The sequence below is a fragment of the Colwellia sp. BRX10-1 genome (assembly GCF_014077545.1).
Lineage (GTDB): Bacteria > Pseudomonadota > Gammaproteobacteria > Enterobacterales > Alteromonadaceae > Colwellia_A.
The window spans coordinates 1-22,981 of the sequence record NZ_JACGWC010000030.1 but is presented as its reverse complement, the minus strand read 5'-3'; the positions used below and the strand labels follow the sequence as shown (position 1 = coordinate 22,981).

Here is a 22,981-nt window from a genome sequence, read left to right as displayed (position 1 = left end):
GTCCGCAGTGTACTAAGCCAATAAACGCCTTGTTCAACAAGGCGTTTACTTTATTACTTTAGCAATGGATCGCTATTCAAGAGATAAAAATTTTCTAATCGCAGTCTCTTGCTCCATAGCATCTTCAAATCCCAGTTTAATTAACTGCCGACAATAATTTTTTTCAAATAATAAATAACTGACAATACTTGATTCAGAGTCATTAGAGATACCTACGCTGCGTAATAATAAACGTATCGATAGTGGTAGATCTGAAAAATACTCTACCGCCATGGCATTAAAGTCATGACTGGGATTAAGGAGAAATGATGATATCGGTTTTAAACCATCTTTTTCTTTTCTAAGTTCTGGTGGTATAAGTTTTATTGTTTCATTAATTCGTTCTAGACGTTCAATATCGCTGTGTAATGTATCTGAGAAAATAGTATCAAGTAAATGACCGGCAACAGTAGAGGTTGTCGGAGGATGAGGATTATTCACTTTACTATGAAGTGGTGCTTTAGGTTGATCAACACCAACAATAAACAAATTTTCTCCACCTAAATGTATCGCAGGGCTTAACGGTGAAAGTTGATGTATAGACCCATCACCATAATGCTCTTGGCGAATTTTGATTGAAGGAAACACAAGGGGAATAGCGGCAGAAGCCATTAAGTGCTCACTATTAATTTGGCAAGGCTCACCACGACGTTTAGCGCGAAACCAAGGAGAAATAGACTCATCAGATTGATAAAAACTAATCGAATCGCCATTACTGTAACTTGATGCAGTAATAGAAACTGCAGATAAATAGCCACGTAAAATATTGGTGTCGATACGTTTAAAGTCAACCACCATATTCAGTAAGTCACGAAGTGGCGCGTTGTTTAGTAAACTACGCGCACTTTTATTGGCATAATCTGCTTGGAAACTTGCCAGCATACCTTTCGCCAAATGTGAGAAAACCCGAATACCATCACTATGGTATATTCGACTGGTATTAATATTCTTCCAAACCCATTCTAATTTTTTTACCCCCAAATGAAAGCATGAAGAATAACAGGCTAGCGCTGTGGTATTTATAGCACCAGCAGAGGTGCCACATATAATGGGAAAGGGGATGCCATGATTTCTAGGGACAAATTTTGATATGGCAGAAAGCACACCTACTTGATAAGCCGCTCGAGCGCCACCGCCAGTAAGTACTAAAGCATTCTTACTGTCTTTATAACTTCTTTTATTCAACATGTATATCGCAGTCTTCTTCGTATAACTTAAGTGTAATCAGTTTTTTAACTTGGTGCTAGCTTAACGAGTCAAAAAATAGATTGAAATGACTAAGGCAAAAAAAAGCCTGCAGAAGCAGGCTTTTTAAAATGACATAGAATTATTATCTAGTAAAACAGTACACTTGATTGAACAAATAACATCTACTAAAAAATAAGTTTAGCTGCTAACGCGTTCGTTAGCTGCGTCTATCAATGGTTGCGATCCGGTTTGCAAAATAGCTAAGTTTTCAGAAACAACTTTCTTTGGTAACTTTGAAATCATCAAAGAACCTGTTTTAACTGAACCATTAGACGATGCAAACGCCAACAGATTCTGTCCATTACACTCAATACCATGAAAGATACTGCGAATTTTTAATCTATTCGTTTTTAAGAACGAACGCATGCGTTTCTTGTCGTCTGCAGCTACATACTGGCAAACGCTTTGAGCGATGTCAGCAGCTTGTGCTTTCGGCGCCGATACAACAGACGTTAATGTTAAAATAGTGATGGTAGAAGCTAGTAATAATTTTTTCATTTTAGTAACCTTGTAATTAATTTAGTTAGTAAAGGAAAAAACCACGGGATGTACCTTGTATAACGAGGTGACTCCGCTGTCATAGAATTTATATATAAAACATAAATCCCTTAGACCGGTGGTTTTGCGTAACACGATTTCACGTGTTTTGCCTTTTCTTTGTCCCTTTTAGTATTGCGAATTGAGCCAATAAATGCAAGAAAAATGTGTAATAGGCTAGTGACATGCGTAAAGAAATTTAATAAAAAAAACACTTTTATCAATTTTTTTTCAAATAGAACATGTGCTTAATCGAATGGTTGACTATCAAAATCATTAAGTGAACTTTAATGTAATGTTAAAATATAGGGTAAAAAAAAAAGAGCTTAAGCTCTTTTTTTTTATTTAATCGTATGATTAATATGCCGCTAGGTTATTAAAATTTCATTTCAGGGACATGTTCAGGAACAATTAATTCACCTTCAGTGAGTTTTATTATTTCCTCAATACTGACCCCTGGCGCTCGCTCTAATAAATGAAACTTGCCGTCTTTAATTTCGATAAAGGCTAAATCAGTTAGTACTCTTTTAATACAACCCTTACCTGTTAACGGTAAAGTGCAGTTAGATAAAAGTTTTGAAACACCATGTTTAGAAGCGTGAGTCATAGTAACAATAATATTGTCAGCACCCGCAACTAAATCCATAGCACCGCCCATACCTTTAATCAGCTTGCCTGGGATCATATATGAAGCAATGTTACCGTTTACATCGACCTCAAAGGCACCTAGTACGGTTAAGTCGACATGTCCGCCACGTATCATTGCGAATGACTCGGCACTATCAAAGATAGAGGCACCTTTTGCCATCGTGACCGTTTGTTTACCGGCATTAATTAAATCTGCATCAATTTCGTCTTCGGTGGGAAACTGTCCCATGCCAAGTAAACCATTTTCAGATTGAAGCATCACTTCTATTCCCGCAGGAATATAGTTAGCAACTAACGTTGGAATACCTATACCTAAGTTAACGTAATAACCGTCTTGTAATTCTTGTGCTACACGTTGTGCTAGCTGTTCTCTTGTTAAAGCCATTGTTTAGTCTCCGGAATTATTTATGACTGAGCAGTACGAACAGTTCGTTGTTCAATGCGTTTTTCAAATGTACCTAAAATCAATCGATTAACATAGATACCTGGTGTATGGATTTGGTCTGGGTCCAGCTCGCCAGGTTCAACTATCTCTTCAACTTCAACGACGGTAATTTTTCCTGCCGTGGCTGCCATAGGATTAAAGTTACGTGCTGTTTTTCTAAAAACCAAATTACCGTAACGGTCGGCTTTCCAGGCTTTAACAATGGCAAAGTCGCCTTTAATTGCGGGCTCAAGGATATACATTCTACCGTCTATTTCACGCTCTTCTTTACCTTCTGCTACCGGTGTTCCATAACCTGTTGCCGTAAAAAAAGCAGGTATACCAGCACCACCAGCTCGCATTTTTTCAGCTAAAGTGCCTTGTGGTGTGAGTTCTACTTCTAATTCGCCATTCATCATTTGACGTTCAAATTCAGCGTTTTCACCAACATATGATGCAACAATTTTTTTGATTTGACGGTCTTGCAGTAACACACCTAAACCAAAATCATCGACACCACAGTTATTTGAAACCATCGTTAATGCTTTAGTGCCTTTGCGCTTTATTTCACTAATTAGATTTTCTGGGATACCACATAAACCAAAGCCACCCGAGATAACGGTCATGCCGTCTTCAAGTCCTGCCATCGCTTCTTCATAGCTTGCTACTACTTTGTCAAATCCGGCCATTATTTAATCCTCATTACATTTATTTCTATAGAGTATTTATCATACATCGTCATTTATTATTATATTTATTACTGTGCACGGTAGGCATTAGAAACTTTAGATGCCGGGGTTTTACCTAATTTATCACTGATAAACCAACCGGCATGGACTAACTTATCTAAATTAATACCGCTATTAATACCTAAACCATTGAGTAAATAAACCACATCTTCAGTGGCAACATTACCTGAAGCGCCCTTAGCATAAGGGCAACCACCCGATCCAGCAATGGCACTATCAATAACGGCAATACCATTTTGTAAAGCGGTGTAAATGTTAGTTAACGCCTGACCATAGGTATCATGAAAATGAACCGCTAGTTTAGCCTTAGGTACACGGGCACTAACCGCTTGTAACATCTTCTGTACATTAACAGGTGTGCCTACACCAACCGTATCGCCAAGCGATATTTCATAACAGCCCATTTGGTAAAGTTTTTCAGCCACTTCAGCCACTTTTTCTGGTGATACTTCACCCTCGTAAGGACAACCGACAACACAAGAAACATAGCCTCGTACCGGAATGTTTAATTTTTTGGCTGCAGCCATTATCGGTTCAAATCGCTCAAGGCTTTCAGCAATTGAACAGTTAATATTTTTTTGACTAAACGCTTCAGAGGCCGCGCCAAAAATGGCAACTTCGCTGGCATTAACCGCTACAGCCGCTTCAAAACCTTTCATATTTGGCGTGAGGGCAGCGTAAGTGACCCCTTTTTTACGTGCTATCCCATTGAAAACATCAGTCGATGTTGCCATTTGAGGCACCCATTTCGGAGAAACAAAGCTGCCACTCTCAATGTAAGTGACTCCGGCATCACTGAGCAGATTAATTAAGGCAATTTTATCTTCGGCACTAATTTGTTGTTTTTCATTTTGTAGGCCATCACGCGGGCCAACCTCAACGATTTTTACTTTTTTAGGTAAGGTATTATTAGCAAGGGAGCTCATTATGACTCCTGTGGCGTAAAAGCAAGTAATTCACTGCCGCCATCAACCATGTCACCTTCGGCGTAGAATAAGGTATCAATGGTACCGTCTTCAGGCGCTCGAATGGTGTGCTCCATTTTCATCGCTTCCATGATCATTAAGGGTTGGTCCTTAGTCACACTATCGCCGGCTTTGACTAACACGCTGACCATAGTACCGTTCATCGGTGCTAATAGGCCACCATGATTATCATCAGCATTATTGTCACCACAATCAGGTTTAATATGAATAAAGTTAAAAACGCCATTTTGACGATATAAGCTAATTTGATCACCTGAACTGTCAATGTTGTGGGCGATAGTGGCTTGACTGCGATAGCCATCAATACTGACATGGAGTGTGTCACCGGCAATTCGACCTTGGCAATCAACGGTTCGTCCTGCAACTGAAATTAAATAGTAACTACGATTACCTTGACGTTTCTGTTCAACAGTCACTGGATATTCAATATCATTATGAGCGAGAACTACTCGGTGATTATGCGCTTCGTTAGAGCGCCACGCCGAGGTATTATTCCAAGGAGAAAAAGGATCTTTGGTCGTTGCTGCTTTTTGTTTCGCTTGTTCAGCCAGTGAAAGCACTAAATACAAAGCTGCCATCGGTAATTCGTCGGCTAACGCTTGTTTGTTATCATGAAATATTTCACTGTCGTATTTCTCGATAAAACTAGTATCTATTTCTTCATTAATAAACGGTTTTGATGTCGCTAAGTTATAAAGAAAATCAATATTGGTGGTAACACCTTTAATACGATATTCCGACAAGGCTTTTGTTAAGCGTTGCAATGCTTTTTCACGATTTTCATCCCAGACAATTAGCTTAGCTATCATAGGATCGTAAAATACACTCACCTCATCACCTTGACGAACACCGGTATCAACACGAACATGTGCGCTTTCTGCTGGCGGTTGTAAAAAATCTAGCGTGCCCGTTGCGGGTAAAAAATCATTATTTGGGTCTTCAGCGTAAATTCGCGCTTCAAAAGAGTGGCCATTAATGACTAACTGTTCTTGTGTTTTTGGTAAAACTTCACCAGCAGCAACTCTTAATTGCCATTCGACTAGATCTTGGCCACTGATCATTTCAGTCACCGGGTGCTCTACTTGTAAGCGAGTGTTCATTTCCATAAAGTAGAATGAACCGTCAACATCCAGTAAAAATTCTACCGTGCCTGCGCCTTGATAACCAATAGCCTGGGCAGATTTTATCGCAGATTCGCCCATCGCTTTACGTAGCTTTTCACTCATTTTAAAGGCTGGCGCTTCTTCAATAACTTTTTGATGACGGCGTTGCACTGAACAATCACGTTCAAATAAGTAAACGGCATGTTGATGATTATCACAAAACACTTGAATTTCAACATGGCGAGGTTGTGTTAGATACTTTTCAACCAGCATTCTATCATCACCAAAGGATGACATTGCTTCACGTTTAGCTGCAGCAAAACCTTCACTAAACTCAGCTTCGCTCCACACTTGTCGCATGCCTTTACCACCACCACCGGCGGTAGCTTTTAACAATACCGGATAGCCCATATCGTCAGCCGCTTTTTTAATGATGGCTTCGGATTGATCATCACCATGATAACCAGGGACTAAGGGAACATTGGCTTTTTCCATAATGTTTTTAGCGGCAGACTTTGACCCCATCGCTTCAATGGCCGCAACGGGCGGACCAATAAAAACGATGTTTTCATCGCTACATCGACGACAAAAGTCAGCATTTTCTGAGAGAAAACCATAACCAGGGTGAATGGCTTGAGCGCCAGTACGTTTTGCTGCTTCAATCACTTTCTCTGATAATAAATAGCTTTCGCGAGAGGGCGATGGACCAAGGTAAATGGCTTCATCAGCCATGTTGACATGAAGCGAGTCAGCATCAGCATCAGAATATACGGCAACGGTTAAAATACCCATTTTACGAGCAGTTTTAATTACGCGACAGGCGATTTCACCACGGTTGGCAATAAGAATTTTAGTAAACATTTTAGCTGTTTTAGTTGTTAGTTGAGACATGTTTTTATCCTTCACTCGTCGGTTCTTTTTGCCAGCTTGCTGGTCGTTTTTCAAAAAAAGCAGTTAAGCCTTCTTGGCCTTCTGCAGAAACGCGAATTGATGCGATGCGTTCACTGGTCATGCTAAGTAATTCAAGATTAATTTCTTGATAAGCGACATCTAAAGCAAGTTGTTTTGCTTGACGAACGGCTTTCGGGCCGTTGCTCAATATTGTACTCACCATATCAATAACGGTGCTTTCTAAAGCTTCTAACGAAACAATCTCATCAACTAAGCCTAATTGTTGCGCTTTGTCTGCAAAGAAACGTTCTGCCGTTTGAAAGTATCGACGACTGGCTTTTTGGCCAATAGCATTGACGACATAAGGGCTGATGGTCGCAGGAATTAAACCTAATTTAACTTCACTGAGACAAAAGCTGGCTTTATTGCTGGCGATAACAATGTCACAACAACTGGCTAAACCCACTGCGCCGCCAAAAGCAGCACCTTGTATTTGTGCAATAGTGGTTTGCGGTAGAAAATTAAGTGCATGTAACATCTGAGCAAGCGCGTTAGCATCACGTAAGTTTTCTTCATATGAGTAACTGGCCATGCGCTTCATCCACGCTAAGTCAGCCCCAGCAGAAAAACTTTTGCCAGTCGATGCGAGTATCATCAGGTGAATATCGTCGCGTTGGGCTATTTCGATAAATATCATCGTTAATTGGGCGATAATTTTGTCGTCAAAAGCATTGTGCTTGTCAGGATTATTTAAGGTAACTGTTGCTACCCCATAACGGTCGACGTTAAATAATACTTGACCGGTATTGATCTCTTTTAATGGTGTCATCTTGTTCAGCCCTACATTCTAAAGATACCAAATTTGGTATCCTCAATAGGTTTATTCAACGAAGCAGAAATGGCTAAACCTAATATTTGACGAGTATCGGCAGGGTCAATAATACCATCATCCCATAAGCGAGCTGAAGCATAGTAAGGGTGGCCTTGATGCTCATAAGTATCAATAATCGGTTGTTTAAAGTCAGCTTCTTCTTGCTCGCTCCACGGTTCACCGAGTTTGTCTTTTTGGTCACGTTTAACTTGTGCTAAAACGCCAGCCGCTTGTTCACCGCCCATCACTGAAATACGGGCATTTGGCCACATAAATAAGAAGCGTGGATCGTAAGCACGACCACACATACCATAGTTACCTGCGCCGAAACTACCACCAATTAGCACGGTAAATTTGGGGACTTGTGCCGTGGCAACGGCGGTGACCATTTTTGCACCATGCTTAGCTATACCGCCTGCTTCGTATTGCTTACCGACCATAAATCCGGTGATGTTTTGTAAGAAGACTAAAGGAATTTTTCGTTGTGCACATAATTCAATAAAATGAGCACCTTTTTGAGCTGATTCGCCAAAGAGAATGCCGTTATTGGCGATAATGCCTACGGGGTAGCCAAATATCCGTGCAAAACCACACACTAAAGTCGTGCCATAAAGGGCTTTAAATTCATCAAAATTACTACCATCAACGACACGGGCGATAATTTCACGAATATCAAAAGGTTGGCGGGCATCTTTGGGTACCACACCGTATATTTCTTGTGCGTCGTAAGCGGGCTCAACAATAGGTTGAATATTCATGGTTACCGGTTTAACACGATTTAAATTACCAACGATACTGCGGGCAATTTCTAAAGCGTGATGATCATTTTGTGCGTAATGATCGGCGACACCAGAGGTACGACAATGTATGTCTGCGCCACCTAAGTCTTCAGCACTAACGACTTCGCCAGTCGCGGCTTTAACTAACGGCGGTCCAGCTAAAAATATAGTGCCTTGTTCTTTAACTATAATAGATTCATCGGCCATTGCGGGTACATAAGCGCCACCTGCAGTACAAGAGCCCATAACAACAGCAATTTGCGGTATGGCTTGTGCTGACATATTTGCTTGATTAAAGAATATGCGACCAAAGTGTTCTCTATCAGGGAAAACCTCGTCTTGGTTAGGCAAGTTAGCGCCACCAGAGTCGACTAAATAAATACAGGGTAAGTTGTTTTCTTGGGCAATCGTTTGTGCGCGAAGATGTTTTTTTACCGTTAGCGGAAAATAGGTTCCGCCTTTTACGGTAGCGTCGTTAGCGACAATAACACATTCTTGTCCACCAACTCGGCCAATGCCGGTGATAATACCAGCAGCGGGAACATCTGCTTCATAAACTTCATAAGCGGCTAGTTGAGATAATTCTAAAAATGGTGAGCCAGCATCAAGTAGGGCATTAACGCGATCGCGTGGTAATAATTTACCGCGAGATAAATGACGATCACGGCTGCGCTGTCCTCCACCTAATTTTATTTGCTCAAGCTTTACTTTTAAATCGTCTACTTGAACTTGCATATGAGCAGCGTTTTCAATGAATTCTGGGCTGCGTACATTGATTTTTGAAATTATTTTAGCCACGATATTTGCCTTTATTATGGAATTTTATCAGTAAGAACATTAGCTTTAATGTTACGCGCTAAACAAGAGCAGTGTGGCTCTCATCAGCCTCTCTAAATCAAGAGGCTGTAGCAAGTTATAACCTTATATAGACTCGGCGAATAACTCTCGACCTATTAGCATACGACGAATTTCTGAAGTACCTGCGCCAATTTCATATAATTTAGCATCACGTAACAAACGACCTGCTGGAAATTCATTGATGTAACCATTACCGCCAAGTAATTGAATAGCATCTAAGGCCATTTTTGTCGCAAGTTCTGCAGCAACTAAGATAACACCGGCCGCATCTTTACGTGTGGTTTCACCTCTGTCGGCCGCTTGTGCACATAAATAAGCATAAGATTTAGCCGCATTCATTTGGGTGTACATATCGGCAATTTTACCTTGGATCAATTGGAACTCACCAATGGATTGACCGAACTGTTTGCGGTCATGAATATAAGGAACAACTAAGTCCATACACGCATCCATAATACCTAAAGGTCCACCGGTTAATACGATACGCTCGTAATCAAGGCCAGACATTAAGACTCGAACGCCTTTACCTTCTTCACCTAAAATGTTTTCTGCTGGTACTTCACAGTCTTGGAAAACTAATTCACAGGTGTTTGAACCGCGCATACCTAATTTGTCTAATTTTTGATGACGAGAAAAACCTGGGTAATCACGCTCAACGATAAAAGCAGTAATGCCTTTTGAACCCGCTGAAGTATCAGTCTTTGCGTAAATAACATAAACGTTGGCATCAGGACCATTGGTGATCCACATTTTGTTGCCATTTAAAATATACTTGTCGCCTTTTTTGTCGGCGCGCAATTTCATGCTGACTACATCAGAACCTGCATTAGGTTCACTCATCGCTAATGCGCCAATATGCTCACCGCTACAAAGTTTTGGTAAATATTTAGCTTTTTGTTCATGCGAACCGTTTTTGTTTAATTGGTTTAAACAAAGGTTAGACATAGCACCGTAACTTAAACCAACAGAAGCAGACGCACGTGAAATTTCTTGCATTGCCACCATATGTTCTAAATAGCCTAAGCCTGAACCGCCATATTCTTCGTCAACGGTCATGCCTAATAAGCCTAAATCACCAAATTTGCGCCATAAATCATTTGGGAATTCGTTATCAATATCTATTTGTGCGGCACGTGGAGCAATTTCGTCACGAGAGAAAGCGTTAACTGACTCGCGGATCATCTCAACGGTTTCGCCTAGATTAAAGTTTAATGATGAAAAAGTAGAAATCATGTTATTTCCTTAGCTTAGTTAGCTACGTAAAGTTATGCGTTAGGTTTTTGTATTGTCGATAGCTGATAAAGTAGCTAAACAGCTTTCTTCTAAATTTGTTAATTCCATCAACACCACTTTTATATCGTCGAGTTGTTGATGTAAGTCTGATTTTTTTTGTTCAATAATATCCATCATCAGTTTTAATTGGCTGGCGCTGGTATTGTCTAAATCGTATAATTCAAAGATGCGACCGGTTTCGGCTAATGAAAACCCCAAGCGTTTACCGCGTAAAATTAACTTTAGTCGAACTTTATCTCTTTGGTTATAAATTCGAGTTTGTCCTTTGCGAGTCGGGGCAAGCAAGCCTTGATCTTCGTAAAAACGAATACTGCGAGTCGTAATATCGAACTCTTTAGAAAGATCGCTGATTGAAAAAGTCCGTGCTTTTAATTCTGCCATGAAAAACTCTACATTTATGTTATGCACTCACCTTACAGGAAGTTTACGTTAACGTAAAGTAAGAGCTTTTTTCATCAAGCTGCTAATAAATATCCCGTCAATAATTTACCCGCTCAGTTAAAATCGTTACTATATAAATTGGCTATAATTGTGTCCTTACTATTAAAGTTTACGTTGGCGTAAACGTCAAATATAAGTTATGGTGTTAATCATTAATTTATCCCTTTTTATTTTTATCTCGGAGAGCTTTCATGTCTACTACAGATCCTATTGTTATTGTTTCAGCGTCTAGAACCCCTATGGGTGGTTTTATGGGCGGATTATCTGCTGTAACTTCACCTGACTTAGGCGCAACGGCTATACGCGGCGCACTTGCTGCGGCAAATATTGCTAACGATCAAGTTGATGAAGTAATCATGGGGTGTGTATTGCCTGCAGGTTTAAAACAAGCGCCTGCTCGTCAAGCAGCTTTGGCGGCTGATTTGGCATTATCAACAGTTTGTACCACCATTAATAAAGTCTGTGGCTCTGGAATGAAAGCTGCAATGCAAGCACATGATTCACTGATGGCTGGCTCTATTAATGTTGCTGTTGCCGGTGGTATGGAAAGCATGACTAATGCACCGCACCTTTTACCTAAAGGTCGCAGTGGTATAAAAATGGGACATGGTCAAATTCTTGATCATATGATGACTGATGGTTTAGAAAATGCCTATGATGGTATAGCTATGGGGTGTTTCGCCCAAGAAACTGCCGATGATGCTGGGTTTACTCGTGAAGACATGGATGAATATGCTATTCGCTCATTAGCACGTGCCAATGCAGCGATTGCTGCCGGTGCTTTCGAAAATGAAATATCGCCAGTAACGATTAAATCTCGTCGTGGCGACTCTGTCTTTGCAATAGATGAACAGCCGGGTAATGCCCGCCCTGATAAAATACCTTCATTACGTGCCGCTTTTAAAAAAGACGGGACTATTACGGCTGCAAACTCTAGCTCTATTTCAGATGGTGCTGCGGCATTAGTGATGATGAAACAGTCAGAAGCAGAAAAACGTGGTCTACGCCCTTTATGTAAAATTGTTGCTCATGCAACGCATGCACAAAAACCTGAAGAGTTTACGGTAGCACCCGTTGGCGCAATGAATAAAGTTTTAGCAAAAGCAAACTGGACGGCTGCAGATGTTGATCTATGGGAAATTAATGAAGCATTTGCCATGGTTACCATGTTAGCGATTAAAGAATTAGCCTTAGATGTTGAAAAAGTCAATGTCAATGGTGGCGCTTGTGCACTGGGTCATCCTTTAGGTGCTAGTGGTGCTCGTATTATGGTAACGTTAATCCATGCATTGAAAAACAAAGGTTTATCAAAAGGTTTAGCCTCTCTTTGTATTGGTGGTGGTGAAGCTACAGCGATTGCGGTTGAAATGTTTTAGACCATTAAGTTCGCTGTTATTTTCAGGTAATGCTGATAAAAATTAAATTTTTAAAGCCGCTATGTTAAGTCATTGCGGCTTTTTTATTAATGTTCGATTGATTGCACAGAGGTATTTTGAACAAAGACAAGGGTTTTAGCTAGTGGAGTAGTGCGATAATTTTTTCACCATAAAGCTCAAGTTTTGTTTTACCTATACCATTAACGTTTAATAGTTGCGCTGAGTTTTTGGGATTAGCTCTGGCTATATCCATTAAGGTAGCGTCATGAAAAATAACGAATGATGGTACATTTCTCTCTTTTGCCCATAATGCTCTTTGTTGCTTGAGCTTTTCAAATACGGTTTCTTCTTGTGCTGATAAATTGCTGGCATTAGGTTGTTTTGATTTTCGCGCAAGCTTTGCCTTACCGTATTCTTTTACCTTGAGTTGTATGGTCAGTTCGCCTTTTAATAAAGGTCGAGATTTTTCAGTGAGTTTTAAAGCGCCATATTCCATTTCTACGGCTAAATATCCCATTGAGATGAGTTGTCTAAACACCGTTTGCCATTCCTCTGCTTTGTGCTCTTTACCAATACCATAGGTAGAAAGTTGTTGGTGATTGACCTGGGTAATTTTAGGGGTTTGCTTACCTAGCAAGACATCAATTTGGTGGCCTACGCCAAATCTTTGGCCCGTTCGATAAACCGTTGAAAGCGCTTTTCTAGCGGCAGCAGTGCCATCCCATGTTATGGGGGGATTCAAACAGTTATCACAATTCCCACAAGGCTCAGCTAACGTTTCACCAAAATAATTGAGTAATACTTGCCGGCGGCAAGAGCACACTTCGCAATAACCAAGCAGGGCATCAATTTTACGTTGAGTTATAAACTTGAACTGTTCATTACCAGTACTTTGACTTGTCATTTGTTTTAGCTTAATAACATCTTGCATGCCATACGCTAACCAAGTATTGGCGGGCATACCATCACGGCCTGCTCGGCCAGTTTCTTGGTAGTAGGCCTCAATACTTTTAGGCAAATTTAAATGGGCAACAAACCTAACATCGGGTTTATCAATACCCATACCAAAGGCAATGGTGGCAACGATTATGATGCCGTCTTCTCTGAGAAAACGTTGTTGATTGCTATCTTTAATATTATTAGCCAAACCTGCATGATAAGGCAAAGCAACTTTTCCTTGTTCACTCAGCCATTTAGCTGTGGCCTCAACAGATTTTCTTGAAAGACAATAAACGATACCGGCATCATTGTTATGTTCGGTATTGATAAATTTAAGGAGCTGTTCTTTGTTATTTTTTTGTTCACTGATCCGATACTGAATATTGGGTCTGTCAAAACTATGAACAAAGATTTTAGCAGCCGTTAAATTTAATACTTGAACAATTTCATCTCGCGTTTTCATATCCGCTGTCGCTGTTAAGGCAATTTTAGGCGTGTGGGGATATCGCTGGCTGATAATGGACAGTTGTTGGTATTCAGGTCTGAAATCGTGACCCCATTGTGAAACACAATGTGCTTCATCAAAGGCAAAGAGTGCAATGGTAATATTATCAATAAGGTTTAGAAAATAATCACTCAATAGTCGCTCTGGCGCAACGTACAATAAGTCGACATTGCCTGATATTATTAGCTGCTCGACACGATTTTGTTCTTCATGGTCCTGCGACGAATTTAAAAACTCTGCTTTTACGCCTTGTAGTTTTAGCGCATCAACTTGATCTTTCATTAACGCTATTAGTGGCGACACCACTATGCCTACGCCATCACGGACTATCGCTGGAATTTGATAGCATAATGACTTTCCACCACCGGTTGGCATAAGCGTAAAAACATCTGCGCCACTGATTAATTCACTAATTATTTTCGCTTGTTGATGTCGAAAGTCAGCGTAACCAAAGGTATTTTGTAAAACCGATTTTGCCGTATTGATATCCATATTGATTTCCTTTTTAACGCTAGACAAGTCAGTGAAATTAAATAGCATAGATTAAGTGATATTAAGTGGTGAGTATTAAATAGCGGGTTAAAAGTTAAGTATAGATGATGTTATCGCGTAACCTTGAGTATAGCAGGCAATGATTATTTACTTTTAACGAGCAATTATATGATAAAGGTATCATCAACGCCCTTATAAATGAAGGTGAGTAAAATTAGACTACTATAGTGAACCCTTTGCTATTGTGGTCAACAGTTAGCTATTGGCTAAATAAATTGCTAATACTCGTACTGCTAGTTATTTTTTTAAGCACTGTGACGAGAGTCACGATATTGCTTTGGTGACATTCCTAGCGACTTTTTAAACAGGCGTGAAAAATAGTAAGGGTCGCTATATCCCAAGCCCTCACTAATATCTTTAATAGTCTGTGAGCTATTATCAAGCTCAGAGCAGGCGCGTTGAATTTTCATATTAATAAAGTGCTGTATTGGTGATGTATCGGTGAGTTCTTTAAACTTCTTTGAAAAATGAAATTTAGATAGCTGGCTGTAATGCGCTAATGTATCCAAACTCAATTCTTGATGAAGATTATTGCGCATTAAACGTTCGACCGCATCAATATCAAAAGTAGAACTTTTATTAAAGTCAGTTAAACGCAACTGTAATGCCAAAAAGCTTAAGGTTTGCTGTAAAATATGTACCGCGTGAATAACATTAGTAGCGGTATAGCCGCGGCGACCTAGCGCTAATAAATTGTCAAAATCTCGGATCACTTCATCTACATTCCCAACGTGTGCTAGGCCATCATCCATTTTCATTAATAAACGTTCGGCAAAATTACTGGCGAGATCGCCTTTAAAATTTAACCAATAGACTTTTCCTGACTTGTTTTTAATTTCACTGTTATTTTCTCTGTTAATGGCGGTAAATTTAAAACTCGCATTGGCTGGTATAATAACAAGATCGCCCGATTTAACTTCTCTGACTTTGTTTTTATAGTCTAGAGTTGCGCTAGTTGATTGACAATAAAGTAAGCTGTGATGGTCACTGTTTTTTTTATTTATTTGATAAGAAATATCTGAATGCTTCCCAAGCGATAACGGATAAAGACTGGAGGTTAGCGGATGAACTTGCAATTTTTTCAATAAAAAAACGGGAATAAGTAAACGAATATCATCAATGATAGTTGCTGTTTTTATCGGCTTTGCTGACTTTGATTGTTGAAGCATAATTAATAAGCTACGCGTTTTTATTCCATAACAAGATAGTCCATCAAATTAGCAATAAAATCAATGTTAATACCATTTTCTTTATGATTTAATATTATTAATAAAAAATTTAAATAGCAATTCAGCACCAAAAATTACACCTACAAATATTACACCTATAATGGTGAGTAAGTTAATAAAAGAGAATTCAAAATGACAACTGAAAGATACCAACTCAAGAATAAAATTAGAATTGTCACTGCCGCATCACTTTTTGATGGGCACGATGCTGCGATTAATATTATGCGCCGAATTTTACAATCAAGTGGTGCTGAAGTTATTCATTTGGGCCATGACCGCAGTGTTGAAGAAGTGGTTAATACCGCGATTCAAGAAGATGCTAATGCTATTGCGATGACTTCTTATCAAGGTGGGCATAACGAATATTTTAAATATATGTACGACTTACTTAAAGAACGAGGTTGTGAACATATTCGTATCGTTGGCGGCGGCGGTGGCGTGATATTACCTGACGAAATTAAAATGCTACAAGATTATGGTATTACCCGTATTTATTCTCCGGATGACGGTCGTGCACTAGGTTTATTAGGCATGATTGATGACATGTTAGAGCGCTGTGATTTTAAAACTGGCGTCAATGTTAAAAAAGACGATGTTGCTAATTTAAAGAAAAATGACAAACAAGCCATTGCGCGTTTAATTTCAGCGGCTGAAAATGCGCCAAAAGAAAATAAAGCCGACTTAGAGAAAATTCGTAAAATTGCCTCAGCAAGTAAAACACCTGTATTAGGTATTACTGGTACCGGTGGTGCGGGTAAATCTTCGCTGGTTGATGAATTAATCCGTCGCTTTTTAATGGCGACAGCAGACAGCAAAATTGCCATTGTTTCGGTTGACCCGTCTAAGCGTAAAACCGGTGGTGCATTACTCGGTGACCGAATTCGTATGAATGCGGTAAACAATGATCGCGTTTACATGCGTTCGTTAGCCACACGTCAGTCAAACTTGGCGTTGTCTGTTTATGTTAATGACACCTTAGAAATTTTAAAAGCGACCGATTTCGATTTAATTATTCTAGAAACTTCGGGTATTGGTCAATCAGATACCGAAATTGAAGAACATTCAGATGTTTCTTTATATGTAATGACGCCAGAGTATGGCGCGGCAACACAATTAGAAAAAATCGATATGCTCGATTTTGCTGATATTATTGCGCTCAATAAGTTTGATAAACGGGGCGCTTTAGATGCCCTGCGTGACGTGAAAAAACAATATAAACGTAACCGTGGCATGTTTGAAGCCGGTGATGATGAAGTACCAGTATATGGAACGATAGCTTCACAATTTAACGACCGTGGTATGACCGAATTATATAATGCGGTGATCACAGCATTAAACACTAAAGCGGGCTTAATTGTTGGCGATATTCTCTCTACCGAAGGCACATTAGCCAATAAAAGTAGCGTGATCCCAGGTAATCGTATTCGTTATTTATCTGAAATATCAGAAAGTAATCGCGGTTATGATGCTTGGGTTGAAAAACAAACAACGGTTGCACAAAAACTTTATGGTATTCATCAGGCGATTGAAACGGCAAAAGACACTGAAACGGTGGTTTCTGCTGATTTAGTGACGCAACTTGAAGCGCTTTATACTCAAGTCGAATTAGACTTAGACCCTAAAAACAAATTATTACTCGAGCAATGGGCGACTAAAGTTCAGCGTTATAAAGACCCTGAATTTAAATTTAAAGTACGAGACAAAGAACTGTCGATAGCCACTCATTCAAAATCACTTTCTGGTAGCGATATCCCTAAAATTAGTATGCCTAAATATCAGGGGTGGGGCGATATCTTAAAGTGGAACTTACAAGAAAATGTACCGGGTGAATTTCCGTATACCGCTGGTTTATTCCCCTTTAAGCGTGAAGGTGAAGACCCAACACGTATGTTCGCGGGTGAAGGCGGCCCAGAAAGAACCAACCGTCGTTTTCATTATGTTTCAAAAGGTATGCCGGCTAAACGCTTATCAACAGCATTTGATTCAGTGACCCTATACGGTAACGATCCGGCTATTCGTCCTGATATTTATGGAAAAATAGGTAATGCCGGCGTTTCTATTTGTTGTTTAGATGATGCCAAGAAACTGTATTCTGGTTTTGACTTAGCCCATGCGATGACGTCGGTTTCCATGACCATTAATGGCCCTGCGCCGATGTTGTTAGGTTTTTTCTTGAATACCGCTATCGATCAACAATGTGAGCGTTTTATTACCGAAAATGGTTTGGAAAAAGAAGTAGCCGCAACCATAGCTAAAATTTATAAAGACAAAGGTTGTGAACGTCCAAGCTATCAAGGTGAATTACCCGATGGCAACGACGGTTTAGGTTTGATGTTAATTGGTGTTACTGGCGATCAAGTTTTACCTCCAGCGGTATATCAAGCGATAAAAGCTAAAACCTTAACGCTAGTGCGTGGCACGGTACAAGCCGATATTTTAAAAGAAGATCAAGCGCAAAATACCTGTATTTTCTCCACTGAATTTGCCCTACGTTTAATGGGTGATGTGCAAGAGTACTTTATTGAAAAAGGTGTGCGTAATTTCTATTCAGTGTCTATTTCTGGCTATCATATAGCAGAAGCTGGTGCGAATCCGATCACTCAATTGGCGTTAACGTTGGCAAACGGTTTTACTTTTGTTGAATATTACCTAAGCCGCGGTATGGACATTAATGAATTTGGTCCTAACTTATCGTTTTTCTTCTCAAACGGTATCGACCCAGAATACGCTGTCATTGGCCGAGTGGCTCGTCGTATTTGGTCAAAAGCGATGAAGAATAAATATGGTGCCAATGCTCGTGCACAAATGCTGAAATATCATATTCAAACATCGGGTCGTTCATTGCATGCTCAAGAAATTGATTTCAATGATATTCGTACCACATTACAAGCACTTTATGCGATAAACGATAACTGTAACTCTTTGCATACTAATGCTTATGATGAAGCTATTACCACGCCTACCGAAGACAGTGTTCGTCGCGCGATGGCGATTCAATTAATCATCAACCGTGAATTAGGACTTTCTAAAAATGAAAACCCTATTCAAGGCGCGTTTATTATAGAAGAGTTAACTGACTTAGTTGAAGATGCGGTATTAACTGAATTTGATCGTATTAACGAACGTGGTGGTGTACTTGGTGCCATGGAAACTATGTATCAGCGTGGAAAAATTCAAGAAGAAAGTATGTATTACGAGCATTTAAAGCACTCAGGTGAATATCCTATTATAGGCGTAAATACTTTCCTTAGTTCAACGGGCTCGCCAACGATTGTGCCTGAAGAAGTTATTCGCGCTACCGAAGAAGAAAAAACTTATCAAATTGATATGTTAGCGAGTTTAAACAAAGCTAATGCAGCAGAAGTAGAAGTCTTACTGAAGCGTTTACAAACAGCCGCCATTAATCATGAAAATATTTTTGAATTAATGATGGATGCTTGTAAGGTTTGTTCTTTAGGGCAAATTGTCAGTTCATTATTTGAAGCAGGCGGTCAATATCGTCGCAATATGTAACACGAGTAGATAGTCAGTTTATTAGATTAGAGTAAAGTAGTGCCTGTGCACTACTTATGCTTTGATGTTAATTCTTCATACACCTTTATTTAGATAATTGAATAGGAATAATTATGTCAACGTTGATCACGGAGTTAAGGCAAGTACCAGAAAAATTTACGGCTTTTCGTATTCATCAAATACAAGAGGGTGATAAGAAAAAAATCACCAGTGGGTTTGAGCAAGTTGGTATTGATGATTTAACCGCAGGTGAAGTGGTTATTAAAGTCGCCTATTCAGACATTAATTATAAAGATGCTCTAGCTGCCACAGGGAAAGGAAGAATCTTACGTACTTATCCCTTAGTAGGCGGTATTGATTTGTCGGGTGTTGTGGTTAGCTCTGTTGATGACAGGTTTGAAGCCGGCGATAAAGTGCTGGTTTGCGGCGCACAATTATCTGAACTCTATGATGGTGGTTACAGTGAGTATGCGCGGGTAAAAGCAGATTCAGTCGTGGCATTGCCAACAGGCATGAGTTTACGTGATGCGATGGCACTCGGTACCGCAGGATATACTGCCGCTCTTGCTATTCAGCGTATGGAAGATAATGGTCAAATTCCAGAGCGAGGTCCTATTGTCGTCACTGGCGCTACCGGTGGTGTTGGTAGTTTTGCTATTAATATGCTGTCAAATATTGGTTATGAAGTGATTGCTTTTACGGGTAAAACAGAACAAGAAGATTATTTAAAAGCGCTCGGTGCGGCTAAACTTATTAGTCGTCATGATATTGAAATGGGCAGCAAACCGCTAGAAAATGCACAGTGGGGTGGGGCGGTCGATAGTGTTGGCGGTGAAACGTTAGCTTGGTTAACACGCACCACTCATGTTTGGGGAAATATTGCTTCAATTGGTTTAGCCGGTGGCTTCAAATTAGAGACCACTGTTATGCCCTTTATATTAAGAGGCGTGAGCCTACTTGGTATTAACTCAGTCGAAATGCCACTTTCAGTGCGCACGCAAGGATGGAAAAGATTAGCAACAGATTTAAAACCAACAAAACTTGATCTGATTTCTCCTACGACCATTGAATTTCGAGACTTAGGGAATGCATTTGACGCTTACGTCGATGGCACGGTTACCGGACGAACTGTCGTAGCGATTGATGCTAGTCTTTAAATAGCTATCAAAGAGAACATTAACCCGTAAAAAATCGGAGCTAAATTAAATGACAGATGTGATATTTAAAGAGTTAAGCAGCAATAATAATAAACTGATAGCTATAGCAGAACTTAATGCGCCTAAATCGCTTAATGCATTAAATCTTTCGATGATTAAGCTGTTAACCAAAAAACTGTCGTCTTGGCAGCAAGATGACAATATCGCGATGGTTATTTTACAGGGCGCGGGTGAAAAAGCGTTTTGTGCTGGTGGAGATGTTGTTAGCCTGTATCACTATTTACACGAACTAGACACACCAATAGATGATGATGTCATTACATCAGGCTTCGCTAATGAATTTTTTAGTGAAGAATATGTACTTGACCAATTAATTCATAATTTTAATAAACCCATTATGATCTGGGGAGATGGTTATATCATGGGCGGCGGCATAGGTTTATTTGCTGGTGCCAGTCATCGTGTAACCACAGAGCGCACTTTGATGGCAATGCCAGAAGTATCAATAGGGCTATTTCCTGATGTAGGGTCGAGTTGGTTTTTAAATAAAACACCAGAAGATCTTGGTTTGTTTTTAGGGATCACCGGTGCTGTGTTTAATGCCGTAGATGCTAATTATCTTGGCTTGTCGGATTATATTATTGATAGTTCATCTAAAAATGGTGTTTTTGATCACTTACTAACAGTTGACTGGCAAGACAATAATCGAAATCACTCTCTGCTAAAGCAAGCATTGACCGAGTTTTCGAACCGTTTTGAACACCATTTACCCAATGAGGTAAAAAACAATGAAGTGGCTATAGCAAAATTATTAGCTTTCGATAATATTGCTGATATACACACAGCGATTTTAAATGTACAAACAGACAATAATTGGCTGAATAAGGCAAAAAACAAATTACTGGCGGGTAGCCCATTGAGTGCTTGTATTATATATAGGCAGTTACAAACGACTAAAACGCTAAGTTTGAGTGAATGTTTTACTTCAGAGTTAAATTTAATCCTTCGTTGTTGTCAGTATACTGAAGCTCGCGAAGGTATTAGGGCATTATTAGTCGATAAAGACAAAAATCCAAATTGGGCTTTTTCAAATATTAGTGATGTTGACCATAAATTAGTTGATTGGTTTTTTAGCGCTATCAACGAAAAAATATAATAGAGATAAAGGAAAAACAATGGATTTGAATGATAAAGTTATCGTCATCACCGGCGGTGGACAAGGCCTAGGACGTTCTATGGCTATTAGCTTAGCAACGAATGGTGCTAAATTAGCGTTAATAGATTTAAATGAAACGTTACTACAAGAAACAGTAAAACTTATTGAAGCAGCAGGTTCATCGGCAAAGTATTATTTAGCCAACGTCACCAATGAAAGTGAAGTAGAAGCTATTTTTAGCCAGATTAATGATGATTTTTCGGGTATCGACGGCTTAATTAACAACGCCGGCATTTTACGTGACGGTATGTTCGTTAAAGCTAAAGATGGAGTCGTTGCTAAGAAAATGTCATTGGATCAGTTTCAATCAGTCATCGATGTTAATTTAACGGGGGTTTTCTTATGTGGTCGCGAAGCTGCTGTTCACATGATTGAAGGTAAACGTAAAGGTGTCATTATTAATATGTCGTCCATCGCAAGAGCCGGTAATATGGGACAAACCAATTATGCTGCATCTAAAGCGGGTGTTGTCGCGATGACCGTTACTTGGGCGCGCGAGTTAGGGCGTCATGGTATTCGCGTTGGTGCTATTGCCCCTGGTGTTATTCGCACCGCAATGACTGATGCGATGAAACCAGAAATGCGTGACCGTTTAGAAAAAATGAAACCTGTTGGCCGCTTAGGTGAAGCAGATGAAATTGCTCACACCGTAAAGTATATTTTTGAAAATGAGTTTTTTACCGGCCGTGTCGTAGAAATTGATGGCGGTCTTTGCATGTAACAATTATCTGCTGTTTATTAACAGCAGATATTGAGCAAAATGTCGTTCTTAGATATCTATGCTGCAAAGCATTTGTGAATTCGTGCAGCAAAAGATTTAAGAACGATGGCTTAATTAATTAATCTATCAAAAAACCTATCATTAGCCGCTGAGTCAAAAGAAATTAACTATGAAAAAAGCACTGTTTTTAGACAGGGACGGCATTATCAATGTTGACCATGGTTACGTTTATAAAAAAGAAGCATTTGAATTTGTCGAAGATATCTTTACTGTTTGTTTGGATGCGCACAATAAAGGTTATGAAATATTTGTCATTACTAACCAATCGGGTATTGCTAGAGGCAAATATACTGTTGAGCAATTTAATCAACTGACTCTGTGGATGGTAAAGCAATTTAAATCGAAAGGGATCGTAATTGCAGATGTCTATCATTGCCCTCATCATCCAGATAAAGGCGTTGGTGAATACAAGGTGGCCTGTGATTGTAGAAAACCAGAACCTGGTATGATTTTATCAGCTGCTAAAAAGCATGACATTGATTTGGCAAAGAGTATTTTTATTGGTGATAAAGTATCAGATATGCAGGCTGCTGAGCGTGCTGGTATAAAAAGTAGGATATTGCTTGTTGATCAATATAGCGATAATGAGGCGATTAAAGCAGACCGTATCAATAAAATTAGCGAAGCTAGCGCGTATATTAGCTAAATTGTTCGATAAATAAGCGAACAAACGTTTATTTCAAAGTTATTACAAAAAAGGGTTGACGCCCAGCGAGAAATGTCTAGAATGCGCTCCAGTTCCAAGGGGTTCAGTCAAAACGAACCACGAAAGAGCTGTTTTGATAAGTTATCTACATCACTTTAGGGTAAAGTAGTTAACTTAACGTTTTATAGATAAGGTTTGAA

Annotated in this window: 18 protein-coding genes and 1 riboswitch; of the genes, 6 read left to right on the top strand and 12 right to left on the bottom strand. The window is 39.6% G+C overall.

Annotated elements, in window-relative coordinates:
- Positions 1-72: 72 nt before the first annotated feature.
- The 10 genes from H4J75_RS17365 to H4J75_RS17320 form a co-directional block, all read right to left on the bottom strand.
- A complete protein-coding gene (locus tag H4J75_RS17365) occupies positions 73-1,227 on the bottom strand; it encodes a patatin-like phospholipase family protein (protein ID WP_182217439.1) in 1,155 nt (384 codons plus the stop codon).
- 198 nt (positions 1,228-1,425) lie between these two features.
- Positions 1,426-1,785: a DUF3718 domain-containing protein gene (locus H4J75_RS17360; RefSeq protein WP_220465351.1), complete on the bottom strand. Its 360-nt coding sequence runs from the start codon at positions 1,783-1,785 to the stop codon at positions 1,426-1,428.
- 63 nt (positions 1,786-1,848) lie between these two features.
- Positions 1,849-1,948, bottom strand: a riboswitch (cyclic di-GMP riboswitch).
- A gap of 252 nt (positions 1,949-2,200) precedes the next feature.
- Positions 2,201-2,857: a 3-oxoacid CoA-transferase subunit B gene (locus tag H4J75_RS17355; RefSeq protein WP_182217441.1), complete on the bottom strand. Its 657-nt coding sequence runs from the start codon at positions 2,855-2,857 to the stop codon at positions 2,201-2,203.
- A 20-nt stretch (positions 2,858-2,877) separates the two neighbouring features.
- Positions 2,878-3,585 (bottom strand): CoA transferase subunit A, encoded by a 708-nt coding sequence (locus H4J75_RS17350; RefSeq protein ID WP_182217443.1) that lies wholly within the window; start codon positions 3,583-3,585, stop codon positions 2,878-2,880.
- Between the two features lie 68 nt (positions 3,586-3,653).
- A complete protein-coding gene (locus H4J75_RS17345; protein ID WP_182217445.1) occupies positions 3,654-4,571 on the bottom strand; it encodes a hydroxymethylglutaryl-CoA lyase in 918 nt (305 codons plus the stop codon).
- Positions 4,571-6,595, bottom strand: a complete 2,025-nt coding sequence (locus H4J75_RS17340; RefSeq protein ID WP_070377225.1) for an acetyl/propionyl/methylcrotonyl-CoA carboxylase subunit alpha — start codon at positions 6,593-6,595, stop codon at positions 4,571-4,573. The genes H4J75_RS17345 and H4J75_RS17340 overlap by 1 nt, the downstream gene beginning before the upstream one ends.
- A 34-nt stretch (positions 6,596-6,629) precedes the next feature.
- Positions 6,630-7,454 (bottom strand): enoyl-CoA hydratase/isomerase family protein, encoded by an 825-nt coding sequence (locus H4J75_RS17335; RefSeq protein ID WP_182217447.1) that lies wholly within the window; start codon positions 7,452-7,454, stop codon positions 6,630-6,632.
- Positions 7,455-7,465: 11 nt separating this feature from the next.
- On the bottom strand, positions 7,466-9,073 hold the full coding sequence (locus tag H4J75_RS17330) for a carboxyl transferase domain-containing protein (protein ID WP_182217449.1): 1,608 nt from the start codon (positions 9,071-9,073) through the stop codon (positions 7,466-7,468).
- A gap of 123 nt (positions 9,074-9,196) precedes the next feature.
- Entirely contained in the window at positions 9,197-10,366 is a 1,170-nt protein-coding gene (locus H4J75_RS17325; protein ID WP_182217451.1) for an isovaleryl-CoA dehydrogenase, read from the bottom strand.
- A gap of 39 nt (positions 10,367-10,405) precedes the next feature.
- Entirely contained in the window at positions 10,406-10,807 is a 402-nt protein-coding gene (locus H4J75_RS17320; RefSeq protein WP_070376356.1) for a MerR family DNA-binding transcriptional regulator, read from the bottom strand.
- 251 nt (positions 10,808-11,058) lie between these two features.
- On the opposite strand from H4J75_RS17320, the gene H4J75_RS17315 reads away from it, so the two are divergent.
- Positions 11,059-12,243: an acetyl-CoA C-acyltransferase gene (locus H4J75_RS17315; RefSeq protein WP_182222801.1), complete on the top strand. Its 1,185-nt coding sequence runs from the start codon at positions 11,059-11,061 to the stop codon at positions 12,241-12,243.
- A gap of 139 nt (positions 12,244-12,382) precedes the next feature.
- Here H4J75_RS17315 and recQ read toward each other — a convergent pair whose 3' ends face one another.
- Together recQ and H4J75_RS17305 are read right to left on the bottom strand one after the other, a co-directional pair.
- Entirely contained in the window at positions 12,383-14,179 is a 1,797-nt protein-coding gene (gene recQ / locus H4J75_RS17310) for a DNA helicase RecQ (protein WP_182222800.1), read from the bottom strand.
- A gap of 305 nt (positions 14,180-14,484) precedes the next feature.
- Entirely contained in the window at positions 14,485-15,408 is a 924-nt protein-coding gene (locus H4J75_RS17305; RefSeq protein ID WP_182217457.1) for an AraC family transcriptional regulator, read from the bottom strand.
- A gap of 192 nt (positions 15,409-15,600) precedes the next feature.
- Here H4J75_RS17305 and H4J75_RS17300 point away from each other — a divergent pair, with 192 nt between their 5' ends.
- From H4J75_RS17300 to gmhB, 5 genes are all read left to right on the top strand, one after another.
- A complete protein-coding gene (locus H4J75_RS17300) occupies positions 15,601-18,981 on the top strand; it encodes a methylmalonyl-CoA mutase family protein (RefSeq protein WP_182217459.1) in 3,381 nt (1,126 codons plus the stop codon).
- A 113-nt stretch (positions 18,982-19,094) separates the two neighbouring features.
- A complete protein-coding gene (locus tag H4J75_RS17295) occupies positions 19,095-20,138 on the top strand; it encodes an oxidoreductase (protein WP_182217460.1) in 1,044 nt (347 codons plus the stop codon).
- A gap of 49 nt (positions 20,139-20,187) precedes the next feature.
- The gene (locus tag H4J75_RS17290; RefSeq protein ID WP_182217462.1) at positions 20,188-21,294 is read left to right on the top strand and encodes an enoyl-CoA hydratase/isomerase family protein; all 1,107 of its coding nucleotides are present in this window, start codon (positions 20,188-20,190) and stop codon (positions 21,292-21,294) included.
- A 19-nt stretch (positions 21,295-21,313) separates the two neighbouring features.
- Positions 21,314-22,075, top strand: a complete 762-nt coding sequence (locus tag H4J75_RS17285; protein ID WP_182217464.1) for an SDR family oxidoreductase — start codon at positions 21,314-21,316, stop codon at positions 22,073-22,075.
- A 169-nt stretch (positions 22,076-22,244) separates the two neighbouring features.
- Positions 22,245-22,781: a D-glycero-beta-D-manno-heptose 1,7-bisphosphate 7-phosphatase gene (gmhB, locus tag H4J75_RS17280; RefSeq protein WP_182217466.1), complete on the top strand. Its 537-nt coding sequence runs from the start codon at positions 22,245-22,247 to the stop codon at positions 22,779-22,781.
- Positions 22,782-22,981 lie beyond the last annotated feature (200 nt).

Coding starts and splice junctions, on each gene's coding strand:
- H4J75_RS17355 (WP_182217441.1), bottom strand. CDS start 2,857: ATGGCTTTAACAAGAGAACAGCTAGCACAACGTGTAGCACAAGAATTA.
- H4J75_RS17350 (WP_182217443.1), bottom strand. CDS start 3,585: ATGGCCGGATTTGACAAAGTAGTAGCAAGCTATGAAGAAGCGATGGCA.
- H4J75_RS17335 (WP_182217447.1), bottom strand. CDS start 7,454: ATGACACCATTAAAAGAGATCAATACCGGTCAAGTATTATTTAACGTC.
- H4J75_RS17290 (WP_182217462.1), top strand. CDS start 20,188: ATGACAGATGTGATATTTAAAGAGTTAAGCAGCAATAATAATAAACTG.
- H4J75_RS17320 (WP_070376356.1), bottom strand. CDS start 10,807: ATGGCAGAATTAAAAGCACGGACTTTTTCAATCAGCGATCTTTCTAAA.
- H4J75_RS17340 (WP_070377225.1), bottom strand. CDS start 6,595: ATGTTTACTAAAATTCTTATTGCCAACCGTGGTGAAATCGCCTGTCGC.
- H4J75_RS17295 (WP_182217460.1), top strand. CDS start 19,095: ATGTCAACGTTGATCACGGAGTTAAGGCAAGTACCAGAAAAATTTACG.
- recQ (WP_182222800.1), bottom strand. CDS start 14,179: ATGGATATCAATACGGCAAAATCGGTTTTACAAAATACCTTTGGTTAC.
- H4J75_RS17360 (WP_220465351.1), bottom strand. CDS start 1,785: ATGAAAAAATTATTACTAGCTTCTACCATCACTATTTTAACATTAACG.
- H4J75_RS17315 (WP_182222801.1), top strand. CDS start 11,059: ATGTCTACTACAGATCCTATTGTTATTGTTTCAGCGTCTAGAACCCCT.
- H4J75_RS17285 (WP_182217464.1), top strand. CDS start 21,314: ATGGATTTGAATGATAAAGTTATCGTCATCACCGGCGGTGGACAAGGC.
- H4J75_RS17345 (WP_182217445.1), bottom strand. CDS start 4,571: ATGAGCTCCCTTGCTAATAATACCTTACCTAAAAAAGTAAAAATCGTT.
- H4J75_RS17325 (WP_182217451.1), bottom strand. CDS start 10,366: ATGATTTCTACTTTTTCATCATTAAACTTTAATCTAGGCGAAACCGTT.
- H4J75_RS17305 (WP_182217457.1), bottom strand. CDS start 15,408: ATGCTTCAACAATCAAAGTCAGCAAAGCCGATAAAAACAGCAACTATC.
- gmhB (WP_182217466.1), top strand. CDS start 22,245: ATGAAAAAAGCACTGTTTTTAGACAGGGACGGCATTATCAATGTTGAC.
- H4J75_RS17365 (WP_182217439.1), bottom strand. CDS start 1,227: ATGTTGAATAAAAGAAGTTATAAAGACAGTAAGAATGCTTTAGTACTT.
- H4J75_RS17300 (WP_182217459.1), top strand. CDS start 15,601: ATGACAACTGAAAGATACCAACTCAAGAATAAAATTAGAATTGTCACT.